Here is a 14,667-nt window from a genome sequence, read left to right as displayed (position 1 = left end):
CAAATGCATACAAATCCTGAAGTTTGAAGATCAACGGAAGAAAAAACCATGGCTACCGAAATTCGCGTTCCCACGCTTGGGGAGTCCGTAACCGAGGCAACCATCGGCAAGTGGTTCAAGAAGGTTGGCGAAGCTATTGCCGCCGATGAACCGCTGGTGGAACTGGAAACCGACAAGGTTACGGTCGAAGTACCGGCGCCGTCTGCCGGTGTGCTGGTTGAAATCGTGGCACAGGAAGGCGACACGGTTGAATTGAACGCGTTGCTCGGCCAGATTTCCAGCGATGGCGCCGCAGCCGCCCCCGCTGCGAAAAAGGAAGAAGCCAAGCCCGCCGCTGCTCCGGCATCTGCGGCCGCAGCTGCCGCTCCTGCATCGACAGGTCCGGCCATGCAGCCCGCACCCGCCGCATCCAAGTTGCTTGCTGAAAACAATCTTTCCGCCGGTCAGGTCGAGGGTTCTGGCAAGCGTGGACAGGTACTGAAGGGCGACGTTCTCGACGCAATCGCCAAGGGTGTTTCAACGGCTCCTGCTCCAGCCGCCGCTGCTGCCCGCCCGGCATCTTCAGGCGATGACGCATCGCGCGAAGAGCGCGTAAAAATGACCCGCCTGCGCCAGACGATTGCCCGTCGACTTAAGGACGCGCAGAATACGGCAGCCATGCTCACGACTTACAACGAAGTCGACATGTCCGCCGTTATGGATCTGCGCAAGCGCTACAAGGACGTGTTCGAGAAAAAGCATGGCGTGAAGCTCGGCTTCATGGGCTTCTTCACCAAGGCGGTTACGCATGCGCTAAAGGAACTGCCGGCTGTTAACGCCGAGATCGACGGCACCGACATCATCTACAAGAACTTTGCCCATGTCGGCATGGCTGTCGGCACTGATAAGGGCCTTGTGGTTCCGGTCATCCGTGATGCCGACCAGCTGTCGATTGCAGGCATTGAAAAGGAACTGGGCCGTCTTGCCAAGGCAGCGCGGGACGGTTCGCTTTCGGTCGCTGACATGCAGGGTGGCACGTTTACCATTACCAATGGTGGCGTTTACGGCTCGCTGATGTCCTCGCCGATCCTCAATGCGCCGCAGTCGGGCATTCTGGGCATGCACAAGATTCAGGAGCGTCCGGTTGTCGTCGGCGGTCAGATCGTCATCCGTCCGATGATGTATCTGGCGCTCTCCTACGATCACCGCATCGTGGACGGCAAGGAGGCCGTAACCTTCCTCGTGCGCGTCAAGGAAAGCCTGGAAGATCCGGAACGTCTGGTTCTCGACCTCTAAGGATCAAAGCCTATGGAGCCGGGTTTGTTGTCCGTTTCGCCTTTTCTACCCTTGATTGGCTGGAGTGTGGTCCTGCTGATGGTTCACATCTTGCTGCAGGGTTTTATGGCGACACGCGAACTCGGCTCAAAATGGAATGCCGGTCCGCGCGATGAAGGGCGAAAACCCACCGGGCCTCTGGCCGGTCGTGCGGAACGTGCATCCAACAATTTCCGCGAAACCTATCCGGCTTTCGTGGCGCTGGCTTTGGCACTTGTGCTCAAAGGCGATGCGCAAGGTTTTGGGCTTTATGGCGCGTGGCTGTGGTTTGCATGCCGTATCGTCTATATTCCGCTTTATCTGGCCGGTATTCCCTATATTCGCTCTGTTGTCTGGCTCGGGTCTCTGTTGGGAATTGCCCTGATGTTTGCAGCTCTCGTCTTCTTTTGACGGCAATGGGGAGGTGAGGAGATATGATGCATCCATATCTGTTTGAACTGGCGTCCCTGATGGCGATCTTCGCCTTTGCCATTGTGTCGCCGGGTGCTGACCTCGCTATGGTCATCCGCCAGTCGCTGGTGCATGGGCGGCGGGAGGCGATCATTACGAGTTTTGGCATTGGTGCTGCACTGATGATGCACGTCACCTATACGGTGCTGGGTCTTGGCCTTATCATTTCGCAGTCGATCTATCTGTTCAACATCGTCAAATGGTGCGGTGTCGCCTATCTCCTCTATATTGGCTTCAAGGCCTTGCGGGCGGGTTCAACGAAGATAGACGTCGATACAACAGCGGATAACGCTTCTAAAAGGCAGAGTTTTGCCAAGGCTTTCGGGCTTGGCTTTGCCGCAAATGCGCTCAATCCCAAGGCTGTTTTCTTCTTCCTGTCGATTTTTTCGACCGTTGTGCACGCGCATACGCCAACGGAAATCAAGCTCGGTTATGGTGTTGTGATGGCTGCAACACTGATCGGTTGGTTCGTGAGTGTGAGTCTGTTCATGACCACGCCAAAGATGCGCAATGCATTTTCGCGCGCGTCGAAATGGATCGACAGAACAAGCGGCGTGGTTTTCATTGCGCTTGGACTTAAACTTGCTACTGAAAAATCTATGTAAGAAGCATTGAAGTCATAGTTTTGGGAATCAAAATTCCCGCTGAATTATCTGCCGCAGGGCTGAGGGAGAACAACGAATGCATGCGATGCAAAAGATTTTCAGAATGGCGGCGGTATCCGTCATCACTGTGTCGATTTTCTCCTCGGCGGCGCAGGCAGCATGCACGCAGAACCGCGCCATTTATAAGGATCACAACGGTGACTACACGCTGAGTTTTCAGCCCGAGCAGCCCAACGATCTCAAGATGAGTCCGGCGCCGACCAACGAGTTTACAATCACGACCGACAGTAAACCGGATTTCAAGTTAAAAGGCATGGTGATTTGGCCTGAAGAGGGCATCGCACGTCCTTATGCGCTGCTGACATTCAACTGCCAAAATGATGGGTCGGATTCCGAAGATCTGGACGATTGCAGCCTCTGGCAGGGCGTTATCTATGCGCTGAAGGAAAGTGCGGAAGCCGAAGTTCTGCCAAAGGCCGAAGAACCAGCCGCGCAGGCCGTGCTTTTGCCCGATCTGGTCACGGCACTGGACGGATATGATTTTGGTGCGGCCAAGCCGGAAAAGCCCCTTGATTGGGAAGTCTTCCGCTTTCAGGGTTGCACACCAGACGAAAACTGACCGGCATTGCGCTTGGTTGTATGAAAAACGTTAAGACAAAGTCTGAAAAGGGTAATTCAATGTCTTATGATGTGGTTGTCATCGGTACGGGTCCCGGCGGATATGTGGCTGCGATCAAGGCCGCACAGCTCGGACTTTCTGTAGCTGTGGTCGAAAAGCGCAAGACTTTCGGTGGCACCTGCCTGAATGTCGGCTGCATTCCCTCAAAAGCGCTCCTGCATGCGTCCGAAGTCTTTGCCGAAGCCGGTCATTCCTTCGATGCTTTGGGCGTTGAAGTGGGCCAGCCAAAACTCAATCTGGAAAAGATGCTTGCCCATAAGGACACGACCGTGAATGCCAATGTGTCCGGCGTTGAATTTTTGTTCAAGAAGAACAAGATCAAGACCTTTATCGGTACAGGCAAGATCGTCGCCAAGGGCAAGGTTTCGGTGACCGCTGAAGACGGCAAGGTCGAGGAAATCGAAGCGAAAAACATCATCATCGCCACAGGCTCGGATGTTGCAGGTATTCCGGGTGTGAAAGTCGATATTGACGAGAAGGTCATCGTTTCTTCGACCGGTGCGCTTTCCTTTGACAAGGTACCCGGCAACCTCGTTGTCGTTGGCGGTGGTGTGATCGGTCTGGAACTGGGTTCGGTCTGGGCACGTCTTGGCTCAAAAGTAACGGTCGTGGAATATCTCGACAAGGTGCTTGGAGCGATGGATGGCGAGGTTTCCAAGCAGTTCCAGCGTATGTTGGAAAAGCAGGGCATAAGCTTCAAGCTTAGTGCCAAGGTAACGGGCGTCGAAAAATCGGGCAAGGGTGCCAAGGTGACCTTCGAGTCGGTCAAGGGGGGCGAAGCCGAAACGCTCGACGCCGATGTGGTTCTCATTTCCACCGGTCGCCGCCCCTATACGGATGGTCTGGGTCTTGCCGAGGCAGGCGTCAATCTCGATGAACGTGGTCGTGTGGCAATCGACGGTCATTGGCGCACCAATGTTGAAGGCATTTTCGCCATCGGCGATGTGGTGCAGGGACCAATGCTCGCGCATAAGGCGGAAGATGAAGGCATTGCTGTTGCCGAAATCATCGCCGGTCAGGCCGGACATGTGAATTTCGATGTCATTCCAAGCGTCGTTTACACGCAGCCGGAAGTGGCTTCAGTGGGCAAGACCGAGGAAGAGTTGAAAGCTGCCGGTATCGATTACAAGATCGGCAAATTCCCCTTCACCGCCAATGGCCGTGCGCGCGCCATGCAGCACACCGACGGCTTTGTGAAAATCCTCGCTGATAAGGCGACGGATCGCGTTCTGGGCGCGCATATTCTGGGCTATAATGCTGGTGAAATGATCCATGAACTGGCTGTTCTGATGGAATTTGGCGGCTCGTCGGAAGATCTAGCGCGCACCTGCCATGCGCATCCGACCATGTCGGAAGCGGTGCGCGAATCGGCACTCGCGACTTTCGCAAAACCGATCCACATGTAAATAATAAGGCCCGCGCAAGCGGGCCTTTCTTTATGCATCGTCTTCACTACTGATTTGCAGGCGGGCTGGCTGGAGCAGGCGTTGCAGGCTCACTCTGGGTCGCTGCAGGCGGTGGCGCTGACGTGTCGGTTCCACCATCGCCCTTATAGAAGAAATAACCGATCAGAAGAACAGCGACGAGCAGTACGGCTGCAAGAAGATAGCTGCTCCCGCCTCGTGTAGGCTGAGGCGGCATTCCTGTCGGGTCGACAAGTCTCGGATCGGTATTGATGGGGTTGGGCCTTGCGTCATTTCGGGGATCAAGCGGGTCAACCATTGCACACTCCTCCATTTCCGCACCTTAGTGATAACGCGGGCAGAAGAGGATTGTTCCATCAGGTTGAATTCAGAGTGGTGTCAAGCGATAGCCTTTACCGCGCAAAAGTTCCACCACTCCTTCCTTTCCCGGTAAATGCAGAGCCCCAACGGCGATGAAAACATTGCCCTGTTCAAGCAAGGGCAAGGCGCGTTCCGCCATGGTGTGGTTGCGGTCGTTGATCAGCACCTTCTGAAACAGATCATAATCCGCGTCAGGCAGATCATCCGGTACCAGTTTGCGCAAGGCAGGCATGATCAGTCCTGTTTCACCTTGAAGATAAAGCTGCAAGGTGGTTTCCATCGCGTCCTCGACCTGGTCACCATAATCGACCATGGCAACAAAATTGCGGATATGGAAATCGAGCGGCAACCGGTTTATGGCTTCGAACTGTGCGGCGGTGGTTTCCAGGCCTTCTATCGGACGGCCTTCGGCCTGCGCATCGGTTGCAAGCACGATGTCGAGCATTTTTTGACCATTTCCCGCCCGCTCGCGTTCGCATTGCGGCAGCATCAACATGCTGGAAAGCACAAAAGGCTTCATCTTGCCAATCGCATCCAGCACGAAGCCGCGTTCGGTGAGCTTTTGTTCGATCTCCGCCGCTCTTTCCGGTGGTAGGTGGGATTTTAGCGTGCTGCCATCGGTGAACAGCAGAAGATCGGGTTGTTCGATGCGGATATTCAAAAAAGTCCTGGGGTCTATGATATCCGTGGCCTCGATGACCACTTTGTCCGCGGATTGATACGCGCTTTTTACGGCTGGCGGCAGGTTCAGAACACGCGGATCACTGAAATGAATGGTGCCGAAGAGATAGGAAGATGGGGCTCCATCCTTTTCGATTTTCCAGATGCGGCCGCGATGATTGGGAATGGCCGCAGCTTCTTTCTGCAATGTGTTCCATGTGGTGGGATCGTTCTTTTGCAACGCGTCAAGCAGATTGACGCCGCGCGTGGTGCAGGCCGAAGAGTTTTCATCTGCACGAGCATTGGGCGCACCGGCGAACACGGCGCAGAGAAGAAAGAGGAAGAGCTTTTTCATGGCTGCACTATAAATTGTTTTATTCATGGAAACAGACACAAACTTACGCGCGTGGGTGCGCCTTGTCATAGACTTCGAGCAGGCGCTCGGTGTCGACACCTGTATAGACCTGCGTCGTGGAAAGGCTGGCATGACCGAGCAGTTCCTGAATGGTACGCAGATCACCACCGCGTCCCAGAAGATGGGTTGCAAAGGAATGGCGCAAAGCATGTGGGGTCGCGCTGTCTGGAAGTCCCAGACCGGCGCGCAGTTTTTGCATTTCGCGCTGGATGATGGCGGCATGAAGCAGACCGCCTTTGGCACCGCGAAACAAGGGCTTGTCGGCGGAAAGATCAAAAGGGCAAAGTTCGCGATATTGTGCCACCGCACGATAGACGATCGGCAGCAAGGGCACGAGCCGCGCCTTGTTGCCCTTGCCTGTGATGATGATCGAAAGTGCTGAAGAGTCAGAGAGCGCATCGCCCATAAGCCCGAGCGCTTCGGAAATCCGCAGGCCGCAGCCGTAAAGAAGCGTCAGGACGGCGGCATTGCGCGCAGCAATCCATGGTTCTTCCGCCATTTGCTCATGGGCGGCCACAACGCGGCGTGCGTCATCGGCTGTGAGCGGTTTGGGCAGCGATTTGGGTTGTCGGGGCGCTCTTATGGCACTGGCTCCGGCGGCATTGGCAAGACCGCGTTTTTCCAAGTGTCGCAACAAAGAGCGAACTCCGGCCAACCCACGTCCGAGCGTGCGTGCACCCGCACCATCATTGCGACGATTGGCGAGAAAGGAGCGCAGGTCGGCCACGCGCAGATTGCTGATTTCTTTCAGTGATGGCGGTTCACCGAGATGTGCGGTGAGAAAATGCAGAAACTGTCGCGTGTCACGCTCATAGGCATCAAGCGTATTGGCGGAAAGACGGCGCGTGTCTTTGAGCGTTTTCAGCCATTCTTCGCGCGCTGCTGCTAAATCCGCGCTGGCCGGGATAAGAATTTCACTCTTCATCGTCATTTTAAGCAGCCGCCTCAAGTTGCAGCCTGTAGTCTGGCAGGGATAAGTTTCCGCCTCGTAAATGTACAAGCCGCATTTTTCTTGGACGTGGGCGCAGGAATTGAGTAAGCGATGATTAATCGACCTAAAAGAACGGAATTCTTCATGCCGCGCCCACAAAACCCGATCCAGCTTGCCGTCATCGGTGCCGCGCAAGGCATACGCGGCGAAGTCCGGGTCAAGTCCTTTACTGACGATCCGTTGTCGATAGCTGATTACGGACTGCTTTATGACGATGCGGGAAAGAGCTACGAAATCCTTGAAGCGCGACCGGCCAAGACAGTTGTCGTTGTGCGGTTCAAGGGCGTCAACGACCGCAATGCCGCTGAAGCGCTCACCGGGACTGCGCTTTATATCGACCGTTCGCAATTGGCCGACGACGATCTCGATGAGGATGAATATTTTCATACCGATCTCATCGGGCTTGCAGCAATCGACGCGGAGGGCAAGGATTATGGTGTGGTCAGCGCCTTGTTCGATTTTGGCGGCGGGGATCTCATTGAGCTGAGCCTGAAAGGCAAGCGTCCGATGCTTATTCCGTTCACTGAAGCCGCTGTGCCGGAAATCGATTTCGACAAGGGTGTACTTGTTGTCGATCCCGTTGCTGCAGGACTTATCGCTGATGACGATGACGGGGATGATGATGGGCATCGCGAGCGACCGAAAAAATCATGACCGGGCTACAGTCGAAAGAAATTGAAACCAACGGCTTTCATGCATCGGTACTGACGCTTTACCCGGAAATGTTCCCGGGGCCGCTCGGTATCTCTCTTGCGGGCAAGGCACTTGCCGAAAGTAAATGGCAGCTGGATACCGTACAGATCCGCGACTTTGCAGAAGGCCGACATCGTATGGTGGACGATACACCGTCCGGCGGTGGTGCCGGAATGGTCATGAAGCCCGATGTGGTGGCGCGCGCACTCGATTGCGTTGCCGATGGCCGTCCGATGCTGCTGATGAGTCCGCGTGGGAAACCGTTGGCGCAAAAGCGGGTGCGCGAGCTGGCCGATGGTCCGGGAGCCATCGTTCTCTGCGGGCGTTTTGAAGGTGTCGACGAACGGGTGATCGAGGCGCGCAATCTCGAAGAGGTTTCCATTGGCGATTACATTCTTTCGGGTGGCGAGACGGCAGCTATCGTTCTGCTTGATGCCATTGTGCGGCTTTTGCCCGGTGTGATGGGCAATCAGCAGTCAGGTGAGACGGAAAGTTTTGAAACCGGGCTTCTGGAACATCCGCATTATACCCGCCCGCAGGTGTGGGAAGGCCGCTCAATCCCCGATATACTGACCTCCGGCAACCATGGCGCCATCGACAAGTGGCGTCACAGCGAGGCCGAACGCATAACGCGTGAGCGGCGGCCCGATCTATGGGACGCTTATCGCGAGGGTAAACGCAAATGAACCTGATCCAGCGGCTCGAAAGTCTTTCACTCGCGCTGCTGGCGCTTGGTGCTTATTGGGTAAGCGGCGTGAGCTGGTGGTTGTTTGTGATTCTTATCCTCGCGCCCGATGTGTCATTCTTTGCCTATCTCAAAGGTCCGCGCACTGGTGCCGTCATTTATAATATCGCGCATAGCTGGATTGGTGTTGTGCTCGTGGCGGTGCTTGGTTGGGTGATGAGCTGGCCGCTTTGCTTTGCGATTACGCTTATTTGGGCGGTTCATATCGGTATTGACCGCGCTCTCGGCTTTGGTCTTAAATATGGAACCAGTTTTCAGGATACGCATCTCGGACGCATTGGCGGGAAATAGCGAAATCGTAGCCTTGATATTGATTCATTTCACCCAATGGTGTATTGCCGCGCCAGTTCGGAAAAATCCGGACATCCTTGATCTACGTTGGGCGAAGCCCGACGGCTATAAACCAATAAATGGTGTACCGCTCCTGCCTGATTTTTCAGACATAGCTGCAAGGCCAAAGATGCTTAGTGGCAAGTGCAGAGCGCTCTGACTGTTTGAGAAGAACTCAAGAAGGATAAAGACGATGAATATTATTCGTCAGCTTGAAGCCGAACAGGCAGCAAAGATTGAAGAAAAGCGCAAGCTTCCCGCATTCCAGCCCGGCGACACTGTTCGTGTTCAGGTTCGCGTGACCGAAGGTACGCGTACCCGCGTGCAGGCATACGAAGGCGTTTGCATTGCGCGTTCCGGCGCTGGCCTCAATGAAAACTTCACCGTTCGCAAGATTTCCTACGGCGAAGGCGTGGAGCGTGTATTCCCGGTTTATTCGCCGATCGTTGAAGGCGTTGAAGTTGTTCGCCGCGGTAAGGTCCGTCGCGCGAAGCTGTACTACCTGCGTGGTCTTACCGGTAAGGCTGCTCGTATCGCAGAAAAGAAAGACAACCGCTCCAAGGCCGAGCGCGAAGCAGACAAGCGCGCCGCTGAACGCGATGCCGCCGCTGCCAAGGCTGCCGCCGCAGAATAAGTTTTTGGCGCAATTTTACGAAGAAGGCGGCTTCGAGCCGCCTTTTTTGTTTGTTATCCATTTTTAATTGGTAATATACGCCATATTTTTTTAGAAATTTTGTAATATTCTTACTGCGACACCCTGTTGCGGTTGCAGTTTCTTGACGAATTGCAGCGGCAGGTGCATATGACAGCCAAGTTAAGAACCGTTCAAAGGAACCTTCGCAATGAGCGCGCCGCGTACACTTTATGACAAGATCTGGGATGACCATGTAGTGGATCAGCAGGACGACGGCACCTGCCTCCTTTATATTGATCGCCATCTTGTGCACGAAGTGACAAGCCCGCAGGCTTTTGAAGGTCTGCGCATGGCAGGCCGCAAGGTGCGTCATCCCGAAAAAACGCTGGCCGTGGTCGATCACAATGTGCCCACCTCACCGGATCGTATCAACGGCATCAAGAACGAGGAAAGCCGCATTCAGGTCGAAGCTTTGGCCAAAAATGCCGCTGATTTCGGCGTTGAATATTATTCCGAGCGCGATCGCCGTCAGGGCGTCGTACACATTGTTGGACCGGAACAGGGCTTTACGCTTCCGGGCATGACGATTGTCTGTGGCGATAGCCATACCTCGACCCATGGTGCCTTCGGCTCTCTGGCACACGGTATCGGCACGTCCGAAGTGGAACACGTTCTGGCAACGCAGACGCTGATCCAGAAAAAGGCAAAGAACATGCTGGTGCGTGTTGATGGTCAGCTTGCCCCTGGCGTAACCGCCAAGGACATCACCCTTGCCATTATCGGGAAAATAGGTACCGCTGGCGGTACTGGTTATGTGATCGAATATGCGGGTGATGCCATTCACTCTCTGTCGATGGAAGGCCGCATGACGGTCTGTAATATGTCGATTGAGGGTGGCGCCCGCGCCGGTCTGATCGCGCCTGACGAGACGACATTCGCCTATATCAAGGATAAGCCGCGTGCGCCGAAAGGTGAAGCTCTCGCGCAGGCGATTGCTTATTGGAAGACGCTGCATTCGGATGAGGGTTCGCATTTCGACAAGATCGTTGAACTGGATGCGGCAAAGATTTCGCCGGTCGTCTCTTGGGGGTCTTCACCCGAAGACGTGGTTTTTGTGACCGACAGCGTTCCTGATCCCGACGAGATTTCGGACGAAACCAAGCGCGCATCCAAGTGGCGCGCGCTGGACTATATGGGTCTCAAGCCAGGTACAAAGATCACCGACATCGCGATTGATCGCGTTTTCATTGGTTCCTGCACCAATGGCCGTATCGAAGATTTGCGCGATGCAGCTCGGATGGCTGCGGGCAAGAAGGTTGCCGCAGGCGTGAGTGCCATGATCGTGCCGGGTTCGGGGCTGGTCAAGGAACAGGCCGAAGCGGAAGGTCTCGATAAGATTTTCATCGAAGCAGGCTTTGACTGGCGTGAGCCGGGCTGCTCGATGTGCCTTGCCATGAATGACGACCGCCTGAAGCCGGGCGAGCGTTGCGCGTCGACCTCGAACCGAAATTTCGAGGGCCGTCAGGGATTTAAAGGCCGCACGCATCTGGTTTCGCCAGCCATGGCGGCGGCTGCAGCCATCGCCGGACATTTTGTCGATATCCGCAACTGGAACTAGGTTTTAACCTCTTGCATTAGAAAGCCGCCGGGCGCCCCCGGCGGCTTTTTTGTTTTGAAGAATATAATATGCGTCGTGCGGATGACCTTGAAGAAGGTACAACTGCATTTAAATCGAATTAGATGCGCTCTTTTTGCATGTCCTTGAAAACAGTTGCAAAACTGCTCTCAATTTCTCCATGAGGTGCTTTACCTTTGCCCCATACGACGGATAGAATTGCATGACCTCTTTGAAGTCCTGACGTTTCACATGAACGCGATGCAGGGCATAAACGACAGGGATTGTGTCAATGACTACAGAACATGCCGTCGATATTGCGTTTCTTCATCTGCGCGATGCGCACGACCTCGCACCCCTGCTTGCGAGCTATACGCAGGCCTTGAAGCGCGGCGCACCACGCCGGCCGGATGATTTTTACGCCGAGCATCTGCTTCAGGATCGTGCGACGGAAATTCTCGGCGCAAGCGTGGACGGCAGTCTGGTGGGTTTCGTCATTTTCTATGATCTTCCTGAACCCGTTTCTGGCCTACGCGCCGGACAGGTGGACCATATCTATGTTCATCACGATCACCGCGGCAAAGGCATCGCCAAGGCGCTGATTGATGTACTTGCCGATAAGGCGGAAGAGCGTTCCTGGTCGAAGCTGGTGCTCAACGCGCCGCGGGTGCCCGAAGACGGTCGCAAGCTCTATGAGCAGATCGCAATGGCTGCCGACTGGTCGAGCTATGTGATTCGATTCGGCAATTAAACCGCTTAGAAAAAGTGGATGAAATTACACATGTTTTTTTGGATTGCGGACTTCAAACGATTGAAGTCCGCAATCACGCGAAAGTGTCGCCATGGTGCGACCAATTGCTAGCCTTTTGATGGAAAAGCGTCTTTGACGTGGTGGTAAAAGCGCAGTAGAAAGCGCCACATAGACCGTATGCCACGGCCTTGCCATATTTCTTGGGTCGCGCAGCGCGGGATAAATTTAATCCCTTGCGTCTGGCGCAAAACCCAGCCCGGGTTGCAACAACCCGTCATCTGATCCGCTAAGCGTTTTTTTGCGCAGACGGGTTAGCGAGGAACCGTCAGGGAAGCACGAGTGCCATGACACAATCGACTGTAACACGCCAGCGTCCTTTGTCGCCGCATCTGTCCATTTACAAGCCGAAAATCACCATGACGATGTCGATCGTGCATCGCATCACGGGCGCAGCACTTTATTTTGGTACGCTGCTTCTCGCCGCATGGCTGATCGCTGCGGCAGTGAGCGAAGAAGCCTTCAATTGCGTGAATGCGCTTTATGGCTCCTGGATCGGACTGCTTGTGCTTTTCGGCTACACCTGGGCGCTGCTGCATCATCTGGCAGGCGGCGTGCGCCATTTCATCTGGGATATGGGCGCGGGTCTTGAAAAGCATATAGCGACCAAAATTGCCGCGATCACCCTTATTTTCTCATTGGCTGCGACCGTGCTCATCTGGGCCGGCGTGTTTTTGCTGGGCTGAAAGGATGTCTCACATGGGTGATATGCGTACGCCGCTCGGCAAAGTTCGCGGTCTTGGCTCGGCCAAGGAAGGCACAGGCCATTTCTGGTATCAACGCATGAGCGCGGTTGCGCTTGTACCGCTGGTTCTTTTCTTCATCGTTCTCATCATATCACTGCACGGCGCAAGCTATGCGGAAGTGCGCACAGCCCTTTCCCATCCGCTCACAGCGATCATCATGGCTTTGTTTGTGCTGACCGGCGTTTATCATATGCGTTTGGGCATGCAGGTTATTATTGAAGACTATATTCATAGCGAAGGCATGAAGATCGTGCTGGTGATGCTGAACACCTTCTTTGCGGCGGTGGTTGGTTTTGCCTGTGTTTTTGCGATCCTTAAGCTGAGCTTCGGAGGTTGATAGCCCGATGGCTAGTGCAGTAAATAACGCAGCGCCTGCTGCGGGGGCCAAGGCCTACAAATTTATCGATCACAAATTCGACGTCGTTGTCGTCGGTGCCGGTGGTGCCGGGCTGCGCGCGACGCTCGGCATGGCCGAGCAGGGGCTGAAGACGGCTTGTATCACCAAAGTGTTCCCGACCCGCTCGCACACAGTTGCAGCACAGGGCGGCATTGCGGCTTCGCTGAAAAATATGGGACCGGATAGCTGGCAGTGGCACATGTACGATACCGTCAAGGGGTCGGACTGGCTGGGCGACACGGATGCCATGGAATATCTGGCGCGTGAAGCGCCTGCCGCCGTCTACGAGCTCGAGCATTACGGCGTGCCGTTCTCGCGTACCGAAGAAGGCAAGATTTATCAGCGCCCCTTCGGTGGCCATATGCAAAATTTCGGTGATGGTCCGCCCGTGCAGCGCACCTGTGCTGCTGCCGACCGCACAGGTCACGCGATCCTGCACACGCTTTATGGTCAGTCGCTCAAAAACAATGCGCAGTTCTTCATCGAATATTTCGCGCTTGATCTGATCATGACCGATGGCGTGTGCACCGGCGTCGTTGCATGGAACCTCGATGATGGCACCATCCACCGCTTTGCCGCAAAAATGGTGGTTATGGCAACGGGTGGTTATGGCCGCGCCTATTTCTCGGCGACCTCCGCGCATACCTGCACGGGTGATGGCGGCGGCATGGTGGCGCGCACCGGCCTGCCGCTTCAGGACATGGAATTCGTGCAGTTCCATCCGACCGGCATTTATGGTGCAGGCTGCCTCATTACCGAAGGCGCACGCGGTGAGGGCGGTTATCTGGTCAATTCCGAAGGCGAACGTTTCATGGAGCGCTATGCGCCGTCCGCCAAGGACCTTGCCTCGCGTGACGTTGTTTCGCGCTGCATGACCATGGAAATCCGCGCCGGTCGTGGTGTGGGCCGCAACAAGGATCACATTTTTCTGCATCTCGACCATCTCGATCCGGCGGTTCTGCATGAACGCCTGCCGGGTATTTCGGAATCGGCCAAGATTTTCGCAGGCGTGGATTTGACCAAGGAGCCGATCCCGGTTCTGCCGACGGTTCACTACAATATGGGCGGCATTCCAACCAATTACTGGGGCGAAGTGTTGAACCCGACGCTGGATGATCCCGATCGTGTGCAACCCGGCCTGATGGCTGTTGGCGAAGCCGGTTGCGCTTCGGTGCATGGTGCCAATCGTCTCGGCTCAAACTCGCTGATCGACCTTGTGGTGTTTGGCCGTGCGGCGGCAATCCGTGCCGGTCAGGTCATTGACCGCAATTCCAAAATACCGGATATCAACGAAGCGGCCGTTGAAAAGATCATGGATCGCTTCGACCGTCTTCGTTATGCCAACGGCTCGACGCCCACCGCTGAGTTGCGCGAAAAGATGCAGCGCACCATGCAGGAAGATGCAGCCGTGTTCCGCACCTCCGAATCGCTCAAGCAGGGTTGCGAGCGCATGGCGGCAATCTGGAAAGAAATGCCGGATATAAAAGTTTCGGACCGTTCTATGATCTGGAATTCCGATCTCGTCGAGACGCTGGAACTCGAAAACCTGATGGCCAATGCCATGGTGACAGTGGTTTCCGCCGAAGCAAGACAGGAAAGCCGCGGCGCACACGCGCATGAGGACTTCCCCGACCGCAATGATGCCGAATGGCGCAAACACACACTATCGTGGCTGTCGCCGGAAGGCGATGTCAAGCTCGATTACCGCCCCGTGCATCTCGATCCGCTGACGACCGAGGCGGAAGGCGGCATCGATCTCGCCAAGATTGCGCCCAAGAAGCGCGTTTACTGATCGGGGACA

The 14,667-nt window shown here is 55.2% G+C and carries 17 protein-coding genes; 14 read left to right on the top strand and 3 right to left on the bottom strand.

The genetic code is table 11. The annotated features are described in order from the left end of the window. Positions 1-48 precede the first annotated feature (48 nt). From odhB to lpdA, 5 genes are all read left to right on the top strand, one after another. On the top strand, positions 49-1,275 hold the full coding sequence (gene odhB, locus AAIB41_RS09190; RefSeq protein WP_343313004.1) for a 2-oxoglutarate dehydrogenase complex dihydrolipoyllysine-residue succinyltransferase: 1,227 nt from the start codon (positions 49-51) through the stop codon (positions 1,273-1,275). 12 nt (positions 1,276-1,287) lie between these two features. Next, a complete protein-coding gene (locus tag AAIB41_RS09185; RefSeq protein ID WP_343313003.1) occupies positions 1,288-1,704 on the top strand; it encodes an MAPEG family protein in 417 nt (138 codons plus the stop codon). Positions 1,705-1,730: 26 nt separating this feature from the next. Further along, entirely contained in the window at positions 1,731-2,369 is a 639-nt protein-coding gene (locus AAIB41_RS09180) for a LysE family translocator (RefSeq protein WP_343314722.1), read from the top strand. Between the two features lie 76 nt (positions 2,370-2,445). After that, entirely contained in the window at positions 2,446-2,988 is a 543-nt protein-coding gene (locus AAIB41_RS09175; RefSeq protein ID WP_343313002.1) for a hypothetical protein, read from the top strand. 59 nt (positions 2,989-3,047) lie between these two features. Next, positions 3,048-4,454: a dihydrolipoyl dehydrogenase gene (gene lpdA, locus AAIB41_RS09170; protein WP_343313000.1), complete on the top strand. Its 1,407-nt coding sequence runs from the start codon at positions 3,048-3,050 to the stop codon at positions 4,452-4,454. Positions 4,455-4,500: 46 nt separating this feature from the next. On the opposite strand, the gene AAIB41_RS09165 is transcribed toward lpdA, so the two are convergent. The 3 genes from AAIB41_RS09165 to AAIB41_RS09155 all read right to left on the bottom strand — a co-directional run bounded on the left by AAIB41_RS09165 (position 4,501) and on the right by AAIB41_RS09155 (position 6,838). Next, positions 4,501-4,770, bottom strand: a complete 270-nt coding sequence (locus tag AAIB41_RS09165; protein WP_343312999.1) for a hypothetical protein — start codon at positions 4,768-4,770, stop codon at positions 4,501-4,503. 69 nt (positions 4,771-4,839) lie between these two features. Beyond that, on the bottom strand, positions 4,840-5,847 hold the full coding sequence (locus AAIB41_RS09160) for a TraB/GumN family protein (protein ID WP_343314721.1): 1,008 nt from the start codon (positions 5,845-5,847) through the stop codon (positions 4,840-4,842). A gap of 43 nt (positions 5,848-5,890) precedes the next feature. Then, on the bottom strand, positions 5,891-6,838 hold the full coding sequence (locus AAIB41_RS09155) for a tyrosine recombinase XerC (protein ID WP_343312998.1): 948 nt from the start codon (positions 6,836-6,838) through the stop codon (positions 5,891-5,893). A 144-nt stretch (positions 6,839-6,982) separates the two neighbouring features. On the opposite strand from AAIB41_RS09155, the gene rimM reads away from it, so the two are divergent. From rimM to sdhA, 9 genes are all read left to right on the top strand, one after another. Beyond that, positions 6,983-7,552 (top strand): ribosome maturation factor RimM, encoded by a 570-nt coding sequence (rimM, locus tag AAIB41_RS09150; RefSeq protein ID WP_343312997.1) that lies wholly within the window; start codon positions 6,983-6,985, stop codon positions 7,550-7,552. Further along, positions 7,549-8,277, top strand: a complete 729-nt coding sequence (gene trmD, locus AAIB41_RS09145) for a tRNA (guanosine(37)-N1)-methyltransferase TrmD (RefSeq protein ID WP_343312996.1) — start codon at positions 7,549-7,551, stop codon at positions 8,275-8,277. Before rimM ends, trmD begins: the two co-directional genes overlap by 4 nt. After that, positions 8,274-8,627, top strand: a complete 354-nt coding sequence (locus tag AAIB41_RS09140; protein WP_343312995.1) for a DUF4260 domain-containing protein — start codon at positions 8,274-8,276, stop codon at positions 8,625-8,627. The genes trmD and AAIB41_RS09140 overlap by 4 nt, the downstream gene beginning before the upstream one ends. Positions 8,628-8,859: 232 nt before the next feature. Then, positions 8,860-9,300: a 50S ribosomal protein L19 gene (gene rplS, locus AAIB41_RS09135; RefSeq protein WP_343312994.1), complete on the top strand. Its 441-nt coding sequence runs from the start codon at positions 8,860-8,862 to the stop codon at positions 9,298-9,300. A gap of 208 nt (positions 9,301-9,508) precedes the next feature. Next, positions 9,509-10,918, top strand: coding sequence for a 3-isopropylmalate dehydratase large subunit (gene leuC / locus AAIB41_RS09130; RefSeq protein ID WP_343312993.1), 1,410 nt, complete (start codon positions 9,509-9,511; stop codon positions 10,916-10,918). Positions 10,919-11,207: 289 nt separating this feature from the next. Further along, positions 11,208-11,666 carry a GNAT family N-acetyltransferase gene (locus tag AAIB41_RS09125; protein ID WP_343312992.1) on the top strand — a complete coding sequence of 153 codons (459 nt, stop codon included), beginning with the start codon at positions 11,208-11,210 and terminating at the stop codon, positions 11,664-11,666. Positions 11,667-12,010: 344 nt separating this feature from the next. Further along, on the top strand, positions 12,011-12,409 hold the full coding sequence (gene sdhC / locus AAIB41_RS09120; protein WP_343312990.1) for a succinate dehydrogenase, cytochrome b556 subunit: 399 nt from the start codon (positions 12,011-12,013) through the stop codon (positions 12,407-12,409). 4 nt (positions 12,410-12,413) lie between these two features. After that, complete coding sequence (sdhD, locus tag AAIB41_RS09115; RefSeq protein ID WP_343312989.1) at positions 12,414-12,806, top strand: succinate dehydrogenase, hydrophobic membrane anchor protein; 393 nt, start codon at positions 12,414-12,416, stop codon at positions 12,804-12,806. 7 nt (positions 12,807-12,813) lie between these two features. Continuing rightward, complete coding sequence (gene sdhA, locus AAIB41_RS09110; RefSeq protein ID WP_343312988.1) at positions 12,814-14,658, top strand: succinate dehydrogenase flavoprotein subunit; 1,845 nt, start codon at positions 12,814-12,816, stop codon at positions 14,656-14,658. Positions 14,659-14,667: the final 9 nt, after the last annotated feature.

Source organism: Brucella sp. BE17, assembly GCF_039545455.1.
In the GTDB taxonomy this organism is placed as follows: Bacteria; Pseudomonadota; Alphaproteobacteria; order Rhizobiales; family Rhizobiaceae; genus Brucella.
Note: the sequence above shows the minus strand (reverse complement) of the source record. Positions and strands in the feature narration are given on the sequence as shown.

Excerpts from the sequence above, each read along its gene's own strand:
- trmD (WP_343312996.1), top strand. The coding sequence starts at position 7,549 with ATGACCGGGCTACAGTCGAAAGAAATTGAAACCAACGGCTTTCATGCA.
- AAIB41_RS09180 (WP_343314722.1), top strand. The coding sequence starts at position 1,731 with ATGCATCCATATCTGTTTGAACTGGCGTCCCTGATGGCGATCTTCGCC.
- lpdA (WP_343313000.1), top strand. The coding sequence starts at position 3,048 with ATGTCTTATGATGTGGTTGTCATCGGTACGGGTCCCGGCGGATATGTG.
- sdhC (WP_343312990.1), top strand. The coding sequence starts at position 12,011 with ATGACACAATCGACTGTAACACGCCAGCGTCCTTTGTCGCCGCATCTG.
- rimM (WP_343312997.1), top strand. The coding sequence starts at position 6,983 with ATGCCGCGCCCACAAAACCCGATCCAGCTTGCCGTCATCGGTGCCGCG.
- sdhD (WP_343312989.1), top strand. The coding sequence starts at position 12,414 with ATGTCTCACATGGGTGATATGCGTACGCCGCTCGGCAAAGTTCGCGGT.
- rplS (WP_343312994.1), top strand. The coding sequence starts at position 8,860 with ATGAATATTATTCGTCAGCTTGAAGCCGAACAGGCAGCAAAGATTGAA.
- AAIB41_RS09185 (WP_343313003.1), top strand. The coding sequence starts at position 1,288 with ATGGAGCCGGGTTTGTTGTCCGTTTCGCCTTTTCTACCCTTGATTGGC.
- AAIB41_RS09165 (WP_343312999.1), bottom strand. The coding sequence starts at position 4,770 with ATGGTTGACCCGCTTGATCCCCGAAATGACGCAAGGCCCAACCCCATC.
- AAIB41_RS09160 (WP_343314721.1), bottom strand. The coding sequence starts at position 5,847 with ATGAAAAAGCTCTTCCTCTTTCTTCTCTGCGCCGTGTTCGCCGGTGCG.
- AAIB41_RS09175 (WP_343313002.1), top strand. The coding sequence starts at position 2,446 with ATGCATGCGATGCAAAAGATTTTCAGAATGGCGGCGGTATCCGTCATC.
- odhB (WP_343313004.1), top strand. The coding sequence starts at position 49 with ATGGCTACCGAAATTCGCGTTCCCACGCTTGGGGAGTCCGTAACCGAG.
- sdhA (WP_343312988.1), top strand. The coding sequence starts at position 12,814 with ATGGCTAGTGCAGTAAATAACGCAGCGCCTGCTGCGGGGGCCAAGGCC.
- AAIB41_RS09155 (WP_343312998.1), bottom strand. The coding sequence starts at position 6,838 with ATGACGATGAAGAGTGAAATTCTTATCCCGGCCAGCGCGGATTTAGCA.
- AAIB41_RS09140 (WP_343312995.1), top strand. The coding sequence starts at position 8,274 with ATGAACCTGATCCAGCGGCTCGAAAGTCTTTCACTCGCGCTGCTGGCG.
- AAIB41_RS09125 (WP_343312992.1), top strand. The coding sequence starts at position 11,208 with ATGACTACAGAACATGCCGTCGATATTGCGTTTCTTCATCTGCGCGAT.
- leuC (WP_343312993.1), top strand. The coding sequence starts at position 9,509 with ATGAGCGCGCCGCGTACACTTTATGACAAGATCTGGGATGACCATGTA.